This window comes from Streptomyces sp. PCS3-D2, from assembly GCF_000612545.2.
Classification (GTDB): Bacteria; Actinomycetota; Actinomycetes; order Streptomycetales; family Streptomycetaceae; genus Streptomyces.
Window position 1 is genome coordinate 5,428,364 of record NZ_CP097800.1, and the last position, 15,820, is coordinate 5,444,183.

15 protein-coding genes are annotated in these 15,820 nt (G+C 73.1%); 6 read left to right on the forward strand and 9 right to left on the reverse strand.

Going from position 1 to position 15,820, the window contains the following annotated elements:
* Positions 1 to 26: 26 nt before the first annotated feature.
* From efeB to AW27_RS24185, 5 genes are all read right to left on the reverse strand, one after another.
* Positions 27 to 1,319: an iron uptake transporter deferrochelatase/peroxidase subunit gene (efeB, locus tag AW27_RS24165; protein ID WP_037927302.1), complete on the reverse strand. Its 1,293-nt coding sequence runs from the start codon at positions 1,317 to 1,319 to the stop codon at positions 27 to 29.
* A gap of 28 nt (positions 1,320 to 1,347) precedes the next feature.
* Positions 1,348 to 2,499 carry an iron uptake system protein EfeO gene (efeO, locus tag AW27_RS24170; RefSeq protein ID WP_037927299.1) on the reverse strand — a complete coding sequence of 384 codons (1,152 nt, stop codon included), beginning with the start codon at positions 2,497 to 2,499 and terminating at the stop codon, positions 1,348 to 1,350.
* Positions 2,500 to 2,686: 187 nt separating this feature from the next.
* Positions 2,687 to 3,550 (reverse strand): heme ABC transporter ATP-binding protein, encoded by an 864-nt coding sequence (locus tag AW27_RS24175; protein ID WP_052031239.1) that lies wholly within the window; start codon positions 3,548 to 3,550, stop codon positions 2,687 to 2,689.
* Between the two features lie 92 nt (positions 3,551 to 3,642).
* Positions 3,643 to 4,806, reverse strand: coding sequence for a FecCD family ABC transporter permease (locus AW27_RS24180; protein ID WP_078556966.1), 1,164 nt, complete (start codon positions 4,804 to 4,806; stop codon positions 3,643 to 3,645).
* Position 4,807: 1 nt separating this feature from the next.
* A complete protein-coding gene (locus tag AW27_RS24185) occupies positions 4,808 to 5,824 on the reverse strand; it encodes a heme/hemin ABC transporter substrate-binding protein (RefSeq protein ID WP_037927297.1) in 1,017 nt (338 codons plus the stop codon).
* A 115-nt stretch (positions 5,825 to 5,939) separates the two neighbouring features.
* Between AW27_RS24185 and AW27_RS24190 the strand changes: the two genes are divergently transcribed.
* The 3 genes from AW27_RS24190 to AW27_RS24200 all read left to right on the forward strand — a co-directional run bounded on the left by AW27_RS24190 (position 5,940) and on the right by AW27_RS24200 (position 9,719).
* Entirely contained in the window at positions 5,940 to 7,472 is a 1,533-nt protein-coding gene (locus AW27_RS24190; protein WP_063890640.1) for an HtaA domain-containing protein, read from the forward strand.
* Between the two features lie 71 nt (positions 7,473 to 7,543).
* On the forward strand, positions 7,544 to 9,034 hold the full coding sequence (locus AW27_RS24195) for an HtaA domain-containing protein (RefSeq protein ID WP_037927294.1): 1,491 nt from the start codon (positions 7,544 to 7,546) through the stop codon (positions 9,032 to 9,034).
* Between the two features lie 19 nt (positions 9,035 to 9,053).
* Entirely contained in the window at positions 9,054 to 9,719 is a 666-nt protein-coding gene (locus AW27_RS24200) for a PhzF family phenazine biosynthesis protein (protein WP_106967674.1), read from the forward strand.
* Between the two features lie 66 nt (positions 9,720 to 9,785).
* On the opposite strand, the gene AW27_RS24205 is transcribed toward AW27_RS24200, so the two are convergent.
* Together AW27_RS24205 and map are read right to left on the reverse strand one after the other, a co-directional pair.
* Positions 9,786 to 10,433, reverse strand: a complete 648-nt coding sequence (locus AW27_RS24205) for a biliverdin-producing heme oxygenase (RefSeq protein WP_037927287.1) — start codon at positions 10,431 to 10,433, stop codon at positions 9,786 to 9,788.
* 130 nt (positions 10,434 to 10,563) lie between these two features.
* Positions 10,564 to 11,421: a type I methionyl aminopeptidase gene (gene map / locus AW27_RS24210; protein ID WP_037927284.1), complete on the reverse strand. Its 858-nt coding sequence runs from the start codon at positions 11,419 to 11,421 to the stop codon at positions 10,564 to 10,566.
* A 93-nt stretch (positions 11,422 to 11,514) separates the two neighbouring features.
* Here map and AW27_RS24215 point away from each other — a divergent pair, with 93 nt between their 5' ends.
* The gene (locus AW27_RS24215) at positions 11,515 to 11,763 is read left to right on the forward strand and encodes a phospholipase D-like domain-containing protein (RefSeq protein WP_037927283.1); all 249 of its coding nucleotides are present in this window, start codon (positions 11,515 to 11,517) and stop codon (positions 11,761 to 11,763) included.
* 15 nt (positions 11,764 to 11,778) lie between these two features.
* On the opposite strand, the gene AW27_RS24220 is transcribed toward AW27_RS24215, so the two are convergent.
* Positions 11,779 to 12,384, reverse strand: a complete 606-nt coding sequence (locus AW27_RS24220) for a hypothetical protein (protein ID WP_037927280.1) — start codon at positions 12,382 to 12,384, stop codon at positions 11,779 to 11,781.
* A gap of 84 nt (positions 12,385 to 12,468) precedes the next feature.
* On the opposite strand from AW27_RS24220, the gene npdG reads away from it, so the two are divergent.
* Entirely contained in the window at positions 12,469 to 13,173 is a 705-nt protein-coding gene (npdG, locus tag AW27_RS24225; protein WP_037927278.1) for an NADPH-dependent F420 reductase, read from the forward strand.
* Positions 13,174 to 13,231: 58 nt separating this feature from the next.
* Here the strand turns inward: npdG and AW27_RS24230 are convergent, their stop codons facing one another.
* A complete protein-coding gene (locus AW27_RS24230; RefSeq protein ID WP_172671393.1) occupies positions 13,232 to 15,295 on the reverse strand; it encodes a TerD family protein in 2,064 nt (687 codons plus the stop codon).
* A 240-nt stretch (positions 15,296 to 15,535) separates the two neighbouring features.
* On the opposite strand from AW27_RS24230, the gene AW27_RS24235 reads away from it, so the two are divergent.
* Complete coding sequence (locus AW27_RS24235; RefSeq protein WP_037927275.1) at positions 15,536 to 15,724, forward strand: hypothetical protein; 189 nt, start codon at positions 15,536 to 15,538, stop codon at positions 15,722 to 15,724.
* Positions 15,725 to 15,820 lie beyond the last annotated feature (96 nt).

The following is a 15,820-nucleotide window of genomic DNA, read 5'->3' on the forward strand; positions in this document are numbered from 1 at the left end:
GGCGGTTCTTCCTCTCCGGCGGGGACTCAGGCGAACAGCGCCCGACCCCACCAGTCGTCCTTGTCACGGACGCCCGGCGGGACGGCGAAGACGGCCGAACCCACGTGCTGGATGTATTCGTTGAGAACGTCGGACTTCGCCAGGTTGCGCTGGATCGGGACGAAGCCCGTGCGCACGTCGCGCTGGTAGGCCAGGAAGAACAGGCCCGCGTCGAGGCGGCCCAGGCCGTCCGTGCCGTCGGTGAAGGAGTAGCCGCGCCGCAGGATCGTCGCACCGTTGTTGGAGTCGGGGTGCGCGAGACGGACGTGGGAGTCCGGCTTCATCGCCTTCAGGAAGGGCTCGTCGCGTTCCCTGGACTTGCCCACGGGGGCTCCCTCGCCCTTGTCGCGGCCGAAGATGTCCTCCTGCTCCTGGAGCGGGGTCCGGTCCCAGGTCTCGATGTTCATCCGGATCCGGCGCGCCACCAGGTACGAGCCGCCCGTCAGCCAGTCGCTGCCGTCGCCCGCGCCGACCCACACGTGCCGGTCCAGGGCGGCCTGGTCGGTGCCCGAGACGTTTCGTGTGCCGTCCTTGAAGCCCATCATGTTGCGCGGGGTCTGCTCGTCGGGCGTCGTCGAGGACGTCTTGCCGAAGCCGAGCTGCGACCAGCGGACCGCGACCCGACCGAAGCCGATCCGGGCCAGCTGGCGGATGGCGTGCACCGCGACCTGCGGATCGTCGGCACACGCCTGGACACAGAGGTCGCCGCCGGAGCGGGCCGGGTCCAGGTTGTCGCCGGGGAACAGCTCCAGGTCCACCAGGGCCTCGGGGCGCCGGCCCTCCAGCCCGAACCGGTCCTTGGCGAACAGGCCCGGACCGAAGCCGACGGTCAGGGTGAGCCGGGAGGGCTTCAGGCCGAGGGCCTCGCCGGTGTCGGTCGGCGGCGCCTCCGGCCGGCCCTCGTACACGTCGCCGACCGGCAGGCCCGCCGTCATCAGACGGGCCGCGGCCGTCCACTCCTTGAGGAGTGCGACCAGCTCCGCGCGGTCCTTCGTCTTCACGTCGAAGGCCGCGAAGTGCAGGCGGTCCTGCACGGCGCTCGCGATCCCGGCCTGGTGCTCGCCGTGGAAGGGCACGGCCGCGCCGGCGGCCGACGCCGACACCATGTCGGTGCCGCCGCCGAAGGCCGCGGCGGCACCGCCGGCCGCGGCGGCGCCGAGCGCGAGCCCGGCACCACCCCAGCCGAGTACCGCGCGACGGGAGGGCGCGGCCCCCGCTGCCGCCGAAGAGGCGTCGCCGTCGTGCTGCGGCTGCCCGGCGGCCGCTTGAGACTCGGTCATCGTCTACTCCCGTCCGGTTCCGTTCCCGCTACTTCGCGACCGCGGCGGCGAGCTTGGACAGCGGCTCGGCGAGCGCGTTGACGCCGTCCGAGAGCTCCTTGCGCTCCGCCTCGCCGACCTTGTCGTACGAGGTGAACTCGTAGGAGGTCTGGTCGGCGCGGTACTTGTCCAGAAGGGTGTTCAGGGCCGCGAACTGGGTGTCGAGCTGCTTGGACAGCTCCGGGTCGTTCTTCTCGGCGATCGGCTTGAGCAGCTCGTACGCCTTCTGCGCGCCCTCGACGTTGGCCTTGAAGTCGACCAGGTCGGTGTGGGAGTAGCGCTCCTCCTCGCCGGTGACCTTGCCGGTGGCGACCTCGTCGAGGAGCTCCTTGGCGCCGTTGGCGATCGAGGTGGGCGTGATCTCCGCCTCGCCGACCTTCTTCCGCCACTCGTTCAGGTCCGCGATCAGGGTGTCGGCGAGCTTCTTGTCGTTGTCGTCGATCTTGTTCTCGGCCCACAGGGACTTCTCCAGGCGGTGCCAGCCCGTCCAGTCCTTCGCCGGGTCCTGGCCGGCCTCCAGGCCGTCCTCGCGGACGTCGACCTTCGGGTCGATGTCGCCGAAGGACTCCGCGACCGGCTCGGTGCGCTCCCAGCCGATGCGGGAGGGGGCGTAGGCCTTCTTGGCGGCCTCGACATCGCCGGCCTTGACCGCGTCCACGAAGGCCTGTGCCTTGGGGAGGGTCTCCTCGGCCTGTGCGACGACGTACGCGCGGTACGCGGTGACGGCGGCGTCCGCCTCCGGGCTGCGCTTCTCCTCGGCGGCACCCTGGGCGCCGGTCGCCTTGACCTTCTGGGCGATGCCGTCGCCCTTCATGCCGGGCTTGCAGACGATCTCGTAGTCGCCCGCCTTGATCTCGGCGGTGATGGACGCCTTGGTGCCCGGGCCGATGTTCTCGCGCTCGGTGACGATGCGGGCGTCCGGGAAGAGGACGTAGACCTCGGTGACCTTGGAGCCCTTGTTCTCGACGTCGATCTGCACCTTGCCGGCCGGGAACTCCGTCTTCGACACCTCGCAGGCGCTGTCGGAGGCCGCCACGCGGATCGCGTCGTCGCCCCCGGTGCTCTTCTGGGAGCAGCCGGTGGCGACGGTCAGGGCGGCCGCCACGGAGGCGGCGGCGACGGTGAGGCGGGCGGGGCGCATAGGGGGCTCCTGGGCGTCGGGCGAGGGCCGTCCCAAGGGGGGAGAGGCCGGTGAGGCGGACCTAACTTAACCGAGCCTTACTTCACCTATGAACCCGCGTGCAGTGATTCAGATCTCACGTTTCGGCCAGGGAAACGAGGCCGTCACGGACGTCCCACGGCAGACCCATGACAGGGTCAAGCGGAGGTCAAGAGGGCAGACCGCTCGGTATGCCGCCGGGCTCCGCGGCCCGTACGGGGACCACCAGCGGCGCTCCCGTGCGCGGGTGCCGGAGCACCTCTACGGGCTGCCGGTAGACCCGGCTGAGGAGGGTGGGCTCGAACACCTCGGCGGGCGGGCCGTGCGCGGCGATCCGCCCGTCGTGCAGCACGGCGGCCCGGTCCGCGTAGGCGGCGGCCAGTCCCAGGTCGTGCAGGACGACGACGACCGCGTCACCGGCCCGGGCCCGCTCCCGGCAGACGCGCAGGACGAGTTCCTGGTGGCGCAGGTCGAGGGCGGCGGTGGGCTCGTCGAGCAGCAGCAGCGGGGTCCGCTGGGCCAGTATGCGGGCCAGCGCGACCCGGGCCCGCTCGCCGCCGGAGAGCGCGGAGAACGGGCGCGCGGCGAACGCGGTGACCTCGGCCGCGGCCATCGCGGTGACGACGGCTTCCTCGTCCGCCGCGGCGAAGAGGGTGCCGGCCCAGGGGGCGCGTCCCATCCGCACGACGTCCTCCACCGGGAAGGGGAAGGACAGTGTGGCGGACTGGGGCAGGACCGAGCGGCGCAGTGCGAGGTCCGGGGCGCTCCAGTCGCCCGCCGGGCGGCCGTCGATGCGGACTTCGCCGGAGGAGGCCGGCAGGTCGGCGGCGAGGGCGCCGAGGAGGGTGGACTTGCCCGCGCCGTTGGGGCCGATGAGGGCGAGCACCTCCCCGGACCGGGCGGACAGCCCGATGCCGGCGAGCACCTCCCGCCCGCCGAGCCGGACGTGCAGGTCCACGGCTTCGGCGAGCACCGCACCCAGCGGCGGCCGGGCCGGGACGGCGCGGCGGCCGCGCGCGAACAGGCGGGCCAGCGGGCCCGGCCTGGTGGCGGTGGTCTCCGTGGTGACGCTGGTGTCCTTGGTGTCCTTGGTGACGGTGGTGACGGTGGTGACGGTGGTGCGGGTCACGCCCAGCCTCCTTGTCTGCGGCGGGTGCGGCGCAGTAGCCAGAAGAAGAACGGGCTGCCGATCAGGGCGGTCAGTACCCCGAGCGGTAGCTCGGCGGGCTGGGCGAGGGTCCGGGCGGCGAGGTCGCCCGCGACCAGGACCACGGCGCCGGCCAGGGCGCTGCCCGGGATCAGGAAGCGGTGGCCGGGGCCGTTGGTCATGCGCAGCAGGTGCGGGACGAGCAGGCCGATGAAGGTGATGACGCCGGCGACGGCCACGGCGGCCGCGGTGAGCAGGGCGACGACCAGGATGAGGGCCAGGCGCAGCCGTTCGACGTCGATGCCGAGGTGGCGGGCGGGCCGTTCGCCGAGCGAGAGCAGATCGAGCCGGCGGGCGTAGCAGGGGGCGATGAGCAGGCCGGCGAGGGCACAGGGCAGGACCGCGAGCACCTTGGGCCAGGTGGCCTGGGCGAGGGAGCCGAGCTGCCAGAAGGTGATCTGGTTGACCTGGCCGCTGTCCGCGAAGAACACGAACAGGCCGATGAGGGCGCCGGCGAAGGCGTTGACCGCGATGCCGGTGAGGATGAGCGTGACGACCTCCGTCTTCCCGCCGTTGCGGGAGAGGAGGTAGACGGCGCTGACGGTGGCCAGGCCCGAGCCGAACGCGCAGACGGTGACGGTCCAGTTGCCGAGGAAGCCCAGGCCGAGGGCGATGGCGGCGACCGCGCCGACGGCGGCGCCCGCCGAGATGCCGATGACGCCGGGCTCGGCGAGCGGGTTGCCGAAGACGCCCTGCATGAGCGCGCCCGCGCAGCCGAGGCCGGCGCCGACGAGCAGCGCGAGCACGATCCGGGGGAGGCGGACGTTCCACAGCACGCTTTCGGCGACCCGGTCGAGCGGTGCTCCGCCGAGGCCCAGGCGGTGCTGGGCGGAGGCGAGCACGTCCGCGGTGGGGATGCGGTAGGCGCCGGTTCCGGCGGAGATCAGGGCGAGGAGGAACAGGGTGGCGACGAGGGCGGCGGTGAGGAGCAGGGCCCGTCGGCCGCCGCGGCCGCCCGGGCCGCCCGCGCCGGGTTCGGCCGGTTCGGTGCGGGTGGGCGCGCCGGCGGAGTGCCCGGCGGCCTGCGGGGACCGCCCCTGACCGGTGGGTGCCGTCGTGCCGGTGTCGTGGGGGAGCGGCATCTCAGCCCTTGCCGTGGAGCTGGGTGATCAGGGAGGAGAGCACCTGGTCCGTGCGGGGACCGTAGTTGAGGAGGACGCCGTCGTCGACGGTGACCACGCGGCGGTCCATGCCGGCCGGGGTCTGTGCGACGCCCGGGATCTTCACCAGGCCGTCGATGCCGCCGACCGATTCGAGTCCCTTGGCCATGACCAGGATCGCGTCGGGGGCGGCGGCCGCCAGGGCCTCGCTGGTGATCGGGGTGAAGTCCTTGCCGAGGCCGGACTCCTTGCCGGTGTCGACCGCCCCGGCCGCCTCCAGGAGGGAGGCCGCGCCGGAATCCGAACCGCCCAGCAGATAGACGGAGGCGGTCCCCCGCAGGTAGAGGAAGGCCACTCGGGGCCGCTTGCCCGCGGCTGCGGGAACGTCCCTGCGGGCGGCGGCGATCCGGTCGGCGGTGCGCCGGTTCAGCTCCGCGCCGGCCTCCGTGACGCCGAGGGCCGCGGCCACGGCGTCGATTCGCTTCGGTACGTCCTCCAGCGCCTTGGCCGGGGCGACCACGAGGACCGGGATCCCGGCGTCGCGGATCTGCTGGACCGCCTCCGCCGGGCCGGTGGTGGTCTCCGCCAGCACCAGGGTGGGGCGCAGCGAGAGCACGCTCTCGGCGGAGACGTCGTGGCCGCGCGTCACCACCGGCAGCCGGGCGGCCTGTTCGAAGGTGGCCGTGACGTCCCGCGCGACGACCTGCTCGCCGAGACCGAGTGTGTGGACGATCTCGTTGAGGCTGCCGGTCAGCGGGATCACCCGCTCCGCGGAGGTGACGGTGACCTGTGTGCCGTCGGCGGAGGGCACGGTCGCCGGGAGGGCGGGCCGCGGTGTCGCGGCGAGCGGCTCCACCCGGTCCGCGGCGGTGGCTGCGGCGGGGGTGGACGGGCCCGGGGGAGCGGTCGTACCCCCGCAGCCCGCCAGTGCGAGTGCCAGTGCCAGTGCCGCCACGGCAACTGCGCTACGGGAGAAGCGGTGTGACGGGGGCGTGGGCACGAAGGCACCGTCCTGATCGTCCGACGGAGGTTCTGGGGACCGGGGTGTTTTCATCCGCCCCGGACTTAGCTTAGGTTAGCCTAACCTTGCCCGCCAGACCCTGGAGGGGGCGTCCATGCCCGCGAGACCCGTCCGTACGCTCACCATCGCCCTGTTGGCGGGCCTGTTGGGGGCTCTGCTTCCGGCGACCGCCGCTCGCGCGGGCACCGTGCAGGGGGGTCGGCTCGACTGGGGCATCAAGTCGTCCTTCCAGAGTTATGTCACCGGCCCGGTGGCGAAAGGCGGTTTCACGCTGAAGGGCGGCGCCGCCACGGTCGGCGGGAGCCTGTTCCGCTTCCACTCGGCGACCGGCTCGTACGACCCCGGCACGGGCGCGTTCGAAGCCTCGTACTCCGGCGGGGTGGCCTTCCAGGGCCACCGGAGGCCCGACGGTGTGCACGAGCTGGACCTGACCGTCGGCAACCCCACCGTCAGGATCGGCGGCGGCAGCGGGACGCTGTACGCGGACGTGACCAGCAGGGCCAAGGACACCGGCGCGGTCAGCAGCCACCGTCAGGTGCCCTTCGCGACGCTCGGCGTCGGCGGGATCGACATGAAGGGCGGCACCACCCCGCTGACCCTCGCGAACATCCCGGTCACCCTGACCCCCCAGGGCGCCCAGGCGTTCGCCGGCTACTACCAGGCCGGCGCGCGGCTCGACCCCCTCTCGCTCTCCGCCGACGTGAGGACGGCCCCGGCGGCGGAGCCCCCGCAGCAGCCGTCCGCGCAGCCGGGCGCCACGGTCCGGGCGCCGCGGGCGCCGGGTGCCTTCGCCGACGCCGCCGTCGACTGGGGGGTGCGGCGTACCTTCCGCGAGTACGTCACCGGTGCGGTCGGCCAAGGCGGGTGGACCCTGGCCGAGGGGGCCCGGGACGGCGGCGCGCTGTTCCGCTTCCCGCAGGGCAAGGGCACCTATGACGGCCGGAACGGCACCCTTGACGCGGCCTTCGCCGGCACGGTGCGGTTCACCGGAGCCCACCTGGACCTGACGTTCGGCACCGTGGTCGTGAAGGTGGAGAACGGCAGGGGCGTGCTGTCCGCGGACGTCACCACGGCGGGGGCGACGCAGAACGCCGTCCCGCTGGTCGAGTTCGACGCCGCGGCCCTGAAGGCCGAGGGTGCGCTGGTCACTCTGACCGAGGCCCCGGCCACCCTCACCGAGGGCGGCTCCCGGGCCTTCAACTCCATGTACAAGGCCGGTACGGAGATGGATCCGGTCTCGCTGGCCGTCGCCCTCGACGCCACGGCGCAGCTGCCGGCCCTGCCCGACCTCGGCTCCACGGCCCCGCCCCCGGCGGCTCCCACTCCCGCACCGACGGCCGCCGCCCCTGCCGCGGAGTCGGGGGGATCGTCGAACACCGGGCTCTACGCGGGCCTCGCCGCGGCCGCCCTCCTGTCGGCCGCCGCCGGAGCCTTCCTGGTGGCGCGCAAGCGCCGCGCGGACGCGTCTGCCGCCGCTGCCGAGGACTCCCCGGCTCCGGCCCAGCCGCCCGCGATGCCGTCGGCCGCCGGGCCGGCAGCGGCTCCGCCCGCCGATGCCGCGCCCGCCGATGCCGCGCCCGCCGATGCCGCGCCCGCCGATGCCGCGCCCGGCGACGACGCCCCGTAGCGACCCGCCCCTGACCTCGCCCCGTTTCCCTTCCCTTCCCTCCCCTTCCCGTCTCTCAGGAGTCCACCGCCATGTCGTCCATCCGCCGCCGGATCACCCTCGCGGCCGCCGCCCTGACCGCCGCCGCGCTCGGCGCCACCGCCTTCTGTCCGCCGGCCACCGCCGCGGGAAGCCCACCGGCCGGGCCGGTGAAGATCGTCGGCGGCACCCTCGACTGGGGCGTACTCGCCGGCTACCGCGCCTATGTCACCGGCATGGCCAAGGGCGCCGTCACCGTGGCCGACGGCGCCCGGCAGAACGCCGACGGCACCCTCCGCTTCGTCGAGCCGACCGGCCAGTACGACCCGGCCGGCGGCCACGTGGTGAAGGCGGCCTTCAAGGGCAGCGTCACCTTCTCCTCGCCCGCCCCGCCGGCCGGCCACGGTTTCGAGGTCACGCTCTCGGACCTCCGCATCGACACGGGCACCAGGAAGCTGACCGCGGACGTCACCAAGTCCGGTACCACCGCCCAGGACGTGCCGCTGGCCACGGTCGCCTTCGCCGGCCGGTCGATGACCGGGCTGGCGACGACGCTCACCAAGGAGGCCGCGGACGCGTTCGGTTCGCCCGGGTACGAGAACAGGGCCGGTGACCCGCTCACCGCGAGCCTGGCGTTCGAGGAACCCGCTCCCGAGCCGACCCCGACGAAGCCGACGCCCACCAAGGACCCGACGCCCACCAAGGACCCGACCCCCACCAAGGACCCGACCCCCACGGGGAGCCCCACCCCCACCACCAAGGACCCCGCCCCGTCGGCCGACGGCCCGCGGAAGATCCTGAACGGCAGGCTCACCTGGGGTGTGAAGGAGTCCTTCCGCCGGTACGTGCTGAGCGCGGGCTCGATCACCCCGGCCGGCGGCGCCACCGGGAACGGCGAGCTCTTCGACTTCTCCGCGGGCAAGGGCGAGCTGGACGGGGAGAAGCGGAGGCTGGACGCCTCCTTCGAGGGCGAGCTCCGCTTCCGGTATGCGGCCCACGGCATCGACATGACCTTCGCCGCACCCCGCGTCGAAGCCGCCGGCGCGACCGGCGTCCTGTACGTCGACGTCCAGAACGCCGCCGGCAGCCGCAAGGGCGTCGCCTTCGCCACGCTCGACCTGTCGAAGGCCGACTACCGGACCAGGAACGGCGTGCTGGCACTGGACCGCGTACCCGCCGCCTTCACCGCCGAGGGCGCTGCCGCCTTCGCCAACGACACCACCGGCTCGATGTACAAGGCGGGCGACCCGATCGACCCGCTCACCCTGTCCGTGGCCGTGGACAAGGACGCCGCCCTGCCGCAACCCGCGGGCGGCACCACCACGGGCGGTTCGCCGGGTGCCACCTCCGGCGGTACGGGCACCACCGCGGGCGGCGGCTCGGTCGGCGGCGGCTCGGCCGTCGGCGGTTCCGTCGGCGGCAACCTCGCCGCCACCGGTGCCGAGATCCCGGCCGGGGCGCTGCTCTCCCTCTCCGGCGCCGTCGTCGCGGTGGGCGCGGGTGCGGTCCTCCTCGCGCGCAGGCGCCGTACGGCCCGGTTCTGAACCGTGTTTGAATTCCCGGGTGAACGATCTCGATGTGCTGAGGGTCTTCTGCGCGGGTGACGGCCGCTACGGCAACCTGCTCGGTGTCGTGCGCGACGGCCGGACCTGCCCCGACGACGCGTCGCGGCAGGCCCTGGCCGCCGAACTCGGCTACAGCGAGACGGTGTTCGTCGACGACCCCGAGCGCGGGATCGTCGACATCCGCACCCCGGGCACGCGGATGTCCTTCGCGGGACACCCGCTGGTCGGGGTCGCGTGGTTGCTGGACATCGAGGAGCTCCAGCCGCCCGCCGGATCCGTATGGGCCCGTGACGACGGGGAGTTCACCTGGATCACGGCCCGGCCGGAGTGGGTCGAGGGCAAGCACACCCGGCAGTACGAGAGCGTCGCCGAGGTCGAGGCGCTGCCGGCGCCGCCGCCGGGCGAGGGCTGGCTGTACGCCTGGGCGTGGGAGGACGAGGCCGCCGGCCGCGTCCGGGCCCGGGGCTTCCCGCGCCGCCCCGACGGCGTCATCGCCGAGGACGAGGCCACCGGCTCGGCCGCGATCCTCCTGACGGCCCAGCTGGACCGTGCCCTGAACATCACCCAGGGCGCCGGTTCCCAGATCCTCACCGCGCCCGGCGCCGACGGCACGATCGAGGTGGGCGGACGCGTCCGCTTCGCTCCGCCCGCGGGTCCCGCGTAGGAGCTACCGCGGCGGCCGGGCGGGGTGCGGTGTGCACCCGCCCCCGCCCCCGCACCCGGCCACGGGTCACGCGGTGAGGCGGAACTCCTCGCCCAGTTCGCGGAAGACCGCGCCGTTGAAGTCGAAGGCGCGCCTGCACTCCTCGATGATGCGCTGCTTCTCCAGATCGTCCGCGGCGATCGCGTCCAGCAGCTCGCGGTAGGTCCGCTTGAAGGCCGCAGGGTTGGAGATGTCGGCGAAGACGTAGAAGCGGACGCCGTCGCCCTTGCGCGCGAAGCCCCAGGTGCGTTCCGCCTTGTCGCGGATGATCTGCCCGCCGGAGAGGTCGCCCAGGTAGCGGGTGTAGTGGTGGGCGACGTACCCGCCCGGCCACTCGGCCGCGCACTGGGCCACCCGTGCGGCGTAGGCCTCGGTCGAGGGCAGCGCCACCGCCTTCTCGCGCCACCGCGGGCCCAGCAGGTGCGCGAGGTCCCGCTCTATCTCCGCGACGCGCATCAGTTCGGGCCGGATGAACGGTCCCGCGACCGGGTCGTCCTTCAGGGAGTCGGCCGCCTCCTCCAGGGCCCGGTACACGAACCACAGCTGTTCGGTGTAGCGCGCGTACGCGTCCACTCCGAGCCGCCCGCCCAGCAGGTCGCTCATGAAGGTCGACGACTCGGCCTCGGTGTGCTGCTCGTGCGACGCGACGCGGATGACCGTAGAGAAGGCGTCCAAGGCGGACCTCCAGGAAAGAGGAAACGGGCGCGGCAGCAGTGCCGCCGTGCCCGATACTCCTACTTAGGTTTACCTAAGTCAATGGGTTCCCGACGCCTTGTCGGTAAAGAGCCTCCGGCCCGGCCGCCGCCTACGGGAGGGTGAGGATGTCCGCCCCGGAGTCCGTCACCACCAGCGTGTGCTCGAACTGGGCGGTGCGCTTGCGGTCCTTCGTGACGACCGTCCAGCCGTCGTCCCACATGTCGTAGTCGTGGGTGCCGAGGGTCAGCATCGGCTCGATGGTGAAGGTCATTCCCGGCTCGATGACCGTGGTCGCGTGCGGGCTGTCGTAGTGCGGGATGATCAGGCCGGAGTGGAAGGACGAGTTGATGCCGTGGCCGGTGAAGTCCCGGACCACGCCGTAGCCGAAGCGCTTCGCGTACGACTCGATGACCCGGCCGATGACGTTGATCTGGCGGCCCGGCTTGACGGCCTTGATCGCCCGGTTCAGCGCCTCACGGGTGCGCTCCACCAGCAGCCGCGACTCCTCGTCCACGTCACCGCACAGGTAGGTGGCGTTGTTGTCGCCGTGCACCCCGCCGATGTACGCCGTCACGTCGAGGTTCACGATGTCGCCGTCGCGCAGCACGGTGGAATCGGGGATGCCGTGGCAGATGACCTCGTTGACCGAGGAACACAGCGACTTCGGGTAGCCGCGGTAGCCGAGCGTCGAGGGGTAGGCGCCGTGGTCGCACATGTACTCGTGGGCGACCTTGTCGAGCTCGTCGGTGGTCACCCCCGGCGCGATCAGCTTGGCCGCCTCCTCCATCGCCTGGGCGGCGATCCGGCCGGCGATGCGCATGGCCTCGATGGTCTCGGCCGACTGCACCTCCGGTCCGGTGTACGGAGTGGGCGCGGGCTTGCCCACGTACTCGGGCCGGCGGATGTTACCGGGAACGGAACGGGCGGGGGAGAGCTCGCCTGGTACGAGCAGCGACTGACCGGACATGCAAGCGAGTGTATCCAGCGGGGATGGGGCAGCATGGCGGGATAGAGCGGCACACAGCGGCTTGCGGAGGCATCGAGAGGAGCCTGGACGGCGATGGCCCTGTTCAAGAAGCGCCAGGTGGGCAAACCCGGCGAGTGGTACTACTGCCTGGTCCACCACAAGGTCGAGGAAGGCCCCGAGTGCCCGGCGAAGGACCGGTTCGGCCCGTACGGAACGCCCGAGGAGGCCGCCCACGCCATGGAGACGGCACAGGAGCGCAACCTCGAGTGGCAGAACGACCCCCAGTGGAACGACCGGACCCGCGAGGACGAAGAAGGCACGGGCACGGGCACGTCCGGCTGACGAGCCGGCGGAGGCCTACCAGCGGCTCGGCGGCGGAGCGGTCAGTCGGTCGGCCAGCCCCGCCAGCCGGTCCCGCAGCCGGCGGGACCCGCGCTGTGCCGGCAGGCCGTTCTCCCCGGCTGCCGCGCTGACCAGGTGCTGCACGGTGTCCAGGTCCAGCCCGGGGCCGCCGTCCGGCACCGACAGCGCGTCGTGCGCGAGCGTGCCCAGATCCCGGTCCCCGCCGTCCAGGGACAGTACGGTCGCCCCCGCGCGTCGGGCGTCGTGCACGCGCTCCAGCAGTTCCTCGCCGGGCTCCCGCGGTGCCACCACCAGCACCGTGTGTCCCCGCCCGGCCGCCGCCAGCCGGCCCAGCCCCACCGACAGGTGCGGCGGCGCCCCGGGCCGCACCCGGTGGCGCACGAGCGTCGGCGCCAGCTCCGGCCGGCCCGACCAGGCGGCCTCGTCGACCAGGTGGGCCGCCATGTGCCAGGGCTCGTACACCTCGGTCCCCACCAGCAGCAGCTTCCCGCCGACCGCGGCGACGGACCGGCGCAGCGAGCCGGCGAAGCGGCGCGCCTCGCCCGGCCACTGCGTACCGGCGAGCACCTCGCGCAGCAGGGCGACCCTGACGGCATCCATGCCCGCATCCTGCCGCATCGAAGCCGACACGGGGGCCGTTCCCGGCTCTTCGGCTGCGGGCTACCCGGCAGTACGCTCGCCCCCATGACTTCCTCAGACAATCCGCAGAAGCCGCAGGCCAAGGACCCCTGGGACCTGCCCGACGTGTCCGGCCTGGTCGTCGGCGTCCTCGGCGGCACCGGCGACCAGGGCCGCGGCCTCGCCTACCGGCTCGCCCGCGCCGGCCAGAAGGTGATCATCGGCTCGCGCGCCGCCGACCGCGCGCACACCGCCGCCGAGGAACTGGGGCTCGGCGTGGAGGGCGCGGACAACGCCGAGTGCGCGCGCCGCAGCGACATCGTCATCGTCGCGGTGCCGTGGGAGGGCCACGCCAAGACCCTGGAGGCGCTGCGCGAGGACCTCGCGGGCAAGCTCGTCGTCGACTGCGTCAACCCGCTCGGCTTCGACAAGCAGGGCGCCTACGCCCTGCGGGTCGAGGAGGGCAGCGCCGCCCAGCAGGCCGCCGCCCTGCTCCCGGACTCCCGGGTCACGGCCGCCTTCCACCACCTCTCGGCGGTCCTCCTCCAGGACGGGTCGATCGACGAGATCGACACCGACGTCATGGTCCTCGGCGAATCCCGCGCCGACACCGACATCGTCCAGGCCCTGGCCGCCCGCATCCCGGGCATGCGCGGCATCTTCGCCGGCCGCCTGCGCAACGCCCACCAGGTCGAGGCCCTCGTGGCGAACCTGATCTCCACCAACCGCCGCTACAAGGCCCACGCGGGCCTGCGCACGACGGACGTCTGACCGCCCCGCCCGGCGGTCCGGTCCCGGACCGGACCGGACCACCGGGCGCGTGCCGTGCTCAGCCCCGCCGGGCGGTACGGGCCTCGACGGCGCCCAGGTGGGCCACCACCCCGTGGTAGAAGCGGTCGACGGCCTCGTCGACGCTGCGGATGAAACCCGACTCGGTGTTGCCGCGGCTGTTGCCCATCCCCTTGATGAGGGTCAGACGGAAGCCTGCGATCGCGGCGCCGTCCTGCGGCAGCAGATCACCCGGCTCGGGCCGCAGGCGCTCCAGAGTGCCGCGCGGCCCGTTCTCGTCCTCCACCAGACTCTGCACGTGCAGATCCGCCGGCGCCTCGGCGAGCATGCGGATCAGCCGTTTCGCCGCCGCCAGCGGATAGGCCCCCTCGGCGGCCGGGACGTCCACGGAGGTGCGCACCTTCATCGTGCGCAGATCGGCGACGACTCCGATGACCGAGCGCGTCCCGTCGATGCGCAGTTCGGCGGCGAGCCGGCCCTCGGCGCACAGCGTCCGGGCGGCCGCCTCGCGCCTCGCCCGCGGATCGCTGCTGCGCCGGGCCCGCTGGACCGGCAGGGCCTTCTGCCCGAGTTCCCCGCCGAGGCGCAGGCACACCTGGCGGATGAGGCGCTCCCAGCTCTCCACCACGTCGACGGCCCGGACGTCGCCGATGCCGATGGTCTCGTCGTCGATGCCGTTGCGCACCGGCACCCATGCGGGACCCATGTTCTGGAACCCGTGGCAACCGGAGTGCTCGTGCTGCAAGTACTCCAGGAGTTCCTGCAGGAGCCAGGCGTGGGCGGCATTGCCGACCCCTTCGTGGCGGATCAGCATCTGCGCCTGGTGGGCGACTTCGGCCCACGACAGGTGCCACAGGCTGACCTTGTGCTTGCGCCGTCCGTCGATCTTGACATCCACCATGGGGGCCCCTTCGAGGGCCACGTCGTTGGAGAGCGTGATCACGGCCTCGTAGCCGCGGCGCGCCGCGATGTCCATGTACTGCTGGACCTGTTCGGCCTTGAGCGGATTGCCGTTCGTCTTCGTCTCCACCAACGCGGTCCACAGCTTTCCGGCCCGCTCCACCCTGATGACTCCGTCAGGGCGCTTCGGGGCGTCACCATGGGGCAGTGGCACCTCGGTGAACGTCTGCATGCGACCGGCGGGCGCACCGAACGCCGCGGTGAGGCGGCGTCCGAACTCCGGGACCTGGGCCATCACCGACAGCAGGACGGAGGTGGCCCGCACCTCGCGCTCCTTGTCGCTCTTGAGGGACGGGACCGGGAACAGCCGGGCGGTACGCCAGGAGTCGTTCTCGGCGAGCGACTTCTTGGCCACCCTGGGGAGGGTGACCTTCTTCCGCGTCGTACGGGGGCTGCGGCCCCGCGACTGGGTCGGTACGGGGGAGGCGCCGGGAGCGGGCTCCCCCGCGGCGGGCGGTGCGGGTGCGCCTGCCGTATCGGCCGGTGCACCCGCCGGGACCGGAGCGCCGGTGCCAGGTGCTGCCGCCTGCGCGGGAGCTCCGGACACACCGGACTGCTCCGCAGCGGCGGGAGCCTCCGCGGCCTCCGGTTCGTCGGCCTCCCCGTCGACGTCGATGCCGAAGTCCGTGGCGAGACCGGCCAGGCCGGTCTCGTAACCCTGCCCCACGGCACGGAACTTCCACTCCCCGCCCCGTCGGTAGAGCTCACCGAAGATGAAGGCCGTCTCCGCGCCCGCGCCCTCGATGGAGAATCCGACGAGGGCTTCGCCGGACCGGTCCGCGACCGTCATCCGCAGGTCGTCCAGGTCCCCGAACCTGGCGCCGCCGTACTGGCTCGCCGCCACCACGATCCGTGCGACGTCTTCCGGGACCGCGGTCAGGTCCACGCTGATGCGGTCCTCGTCGCCGTGGTCGGTCGGGGTCTTGCCGAGGAGCTGCACGCTTCCGTCGGCCGCCGCGGGGTTGTTGTAGAAGTAGAAGTCGTTCTCGCTGCGGACCTTGCCGTTCTCGTCCAGGAGCAGCACGGAGACATCGGCGTCACCGGCCCCCGAGGCACTGGTCCAGCTCAGGCTGACGACCACCGAGCCGGCGTCCTCGCTGAGCCCGGCCAGGCTGACGTTCGCGCCCTTTGAGATCTCCTGCATGCGGCATCCCCCCACCTGCCCGGCGGCAGCCGTCGCGGGCGGCGCGGCCGGGCTGTTCTTTCTTTCGCGCTCCGGATGCGGCGCGTCACGGGCGAACGCTAACGCTGCGGGGGAGAGGGGGTCAGGCAAAGCCGGAAATGTATCGGAAGCCGCTGCGCGCGGCCCTTACGGCAGCACTGCGGGGCATGGGGGACACTGGAGGGGCTCTACCGCCTTCCGTGTCCCCGAGGAGCTCTTCCCATGCCCCGCCTTGCCGTCTTCGCCGTTGTCGTGTGCGTCCTTGCTGTGGCCGCGGCGGTCGTCGCCTTCGTGGAGGGCAGCTTCCTCGGGATCGTGTGGGTGCTGCTGGCGGGCCTCACGTCCAACATGGCCTGGTACTACATGCGCAAGGCCAAGGCCGAGAAGGCCGCCACCGCGCGCAACGTCTGAGCCGTCAGCACCCGGCGGCCGCCCGGGCGGCCGCCAGGGCCGTATCGAGCGCCTGATCCGCCGGAACCGGGACGTCGGGGACGACGCCGACGCCCT

What these genes read in the sequence shown, in the direction of transcription:
- AW27_RS24230 (WP_172671393.1), bottom strand. Translation starts at nt 15,295, where the DNA reads ATGCAGGAGATCTCAAAGGGCGCGAACGTCAGCCTGGCCGGGCTCAGC.
- AW27_RS24215 (WP_037927283.1), top strand. Translation starts at nt 11,515, where the DNA reads ATGGCCCTGTTCAAGAAGCGCCAGGTGGGCAAACCCGGCGAGTGGTAC.
- efeB (WP_037927302.1), bottom strand. Translation starts at nt 1,319, where the DNA reads ATGACCGAGTCTCAAGCGGCCGCCGGGCAGCCGCAGCACGACGGCGAC.
- map (WP_037927284.1), bottom strand. Translation starts at nt 11,421, where the DNA reads ATGTCCGGTCAGTCGCTGCTCGTACCAGGCGAGCTCTCCCCCGCCCGT.
- npdG (WP_037927278.1), top strand. Translation starts at nt 12,469, where the DNA reads ATGACTTCCTCAGACAATCCGCAGAAGCCGCAGGCCAAGGACCCCTGG.
- AW27_RS24195 (WP_037927294.1), top strand. Translation starts at nt 7,544, where the DNA reads ATGTCGTCCATCCGCCGCCGGATCACCCTCGCGGCCGCCGCCCTGACC.
- AW27_RS24180 (WP_078556966.1), bottom strand. Translation starts at nt 4,806, where the DNA reads ATGCCGCTCCCCCACGACACCGGCACGACGGCACCCACCGGTCAGGGG.
- AW27_RS24220 (WP_037927280.1), bottom strand. Translation starts at nt 12,384, where the DNA reads ATGGATGCCGTCAGGGTCGCCCTGCTGCGCGAGGTGCTCGCCGGTACG.
- AW27_RS24235 (WP_037927275.1), top strand. Translation starts at nt 15,536, where the DNA reads ATGCCCCGCCTTGCCGTCTTCGCCGTTGTCGTGTGCGTCCTTGCTGTG.
- AW27_RS24190 (WP_063890640.1), top strand. Translation starts at nt 5,940, where the DNA reads ATGCCCGCGAGACCCGTCCGTACGCTCACCATCGCCCTGTTGGCGGGC.
- efeO (WP_037927299.1), bottom strand. Translation starts at nt 2,499, where the DNA reads ATGCGCCCCGCCCGCCTCACCGTCGCCGCCGCCTCCGTGGCGGCCGCC.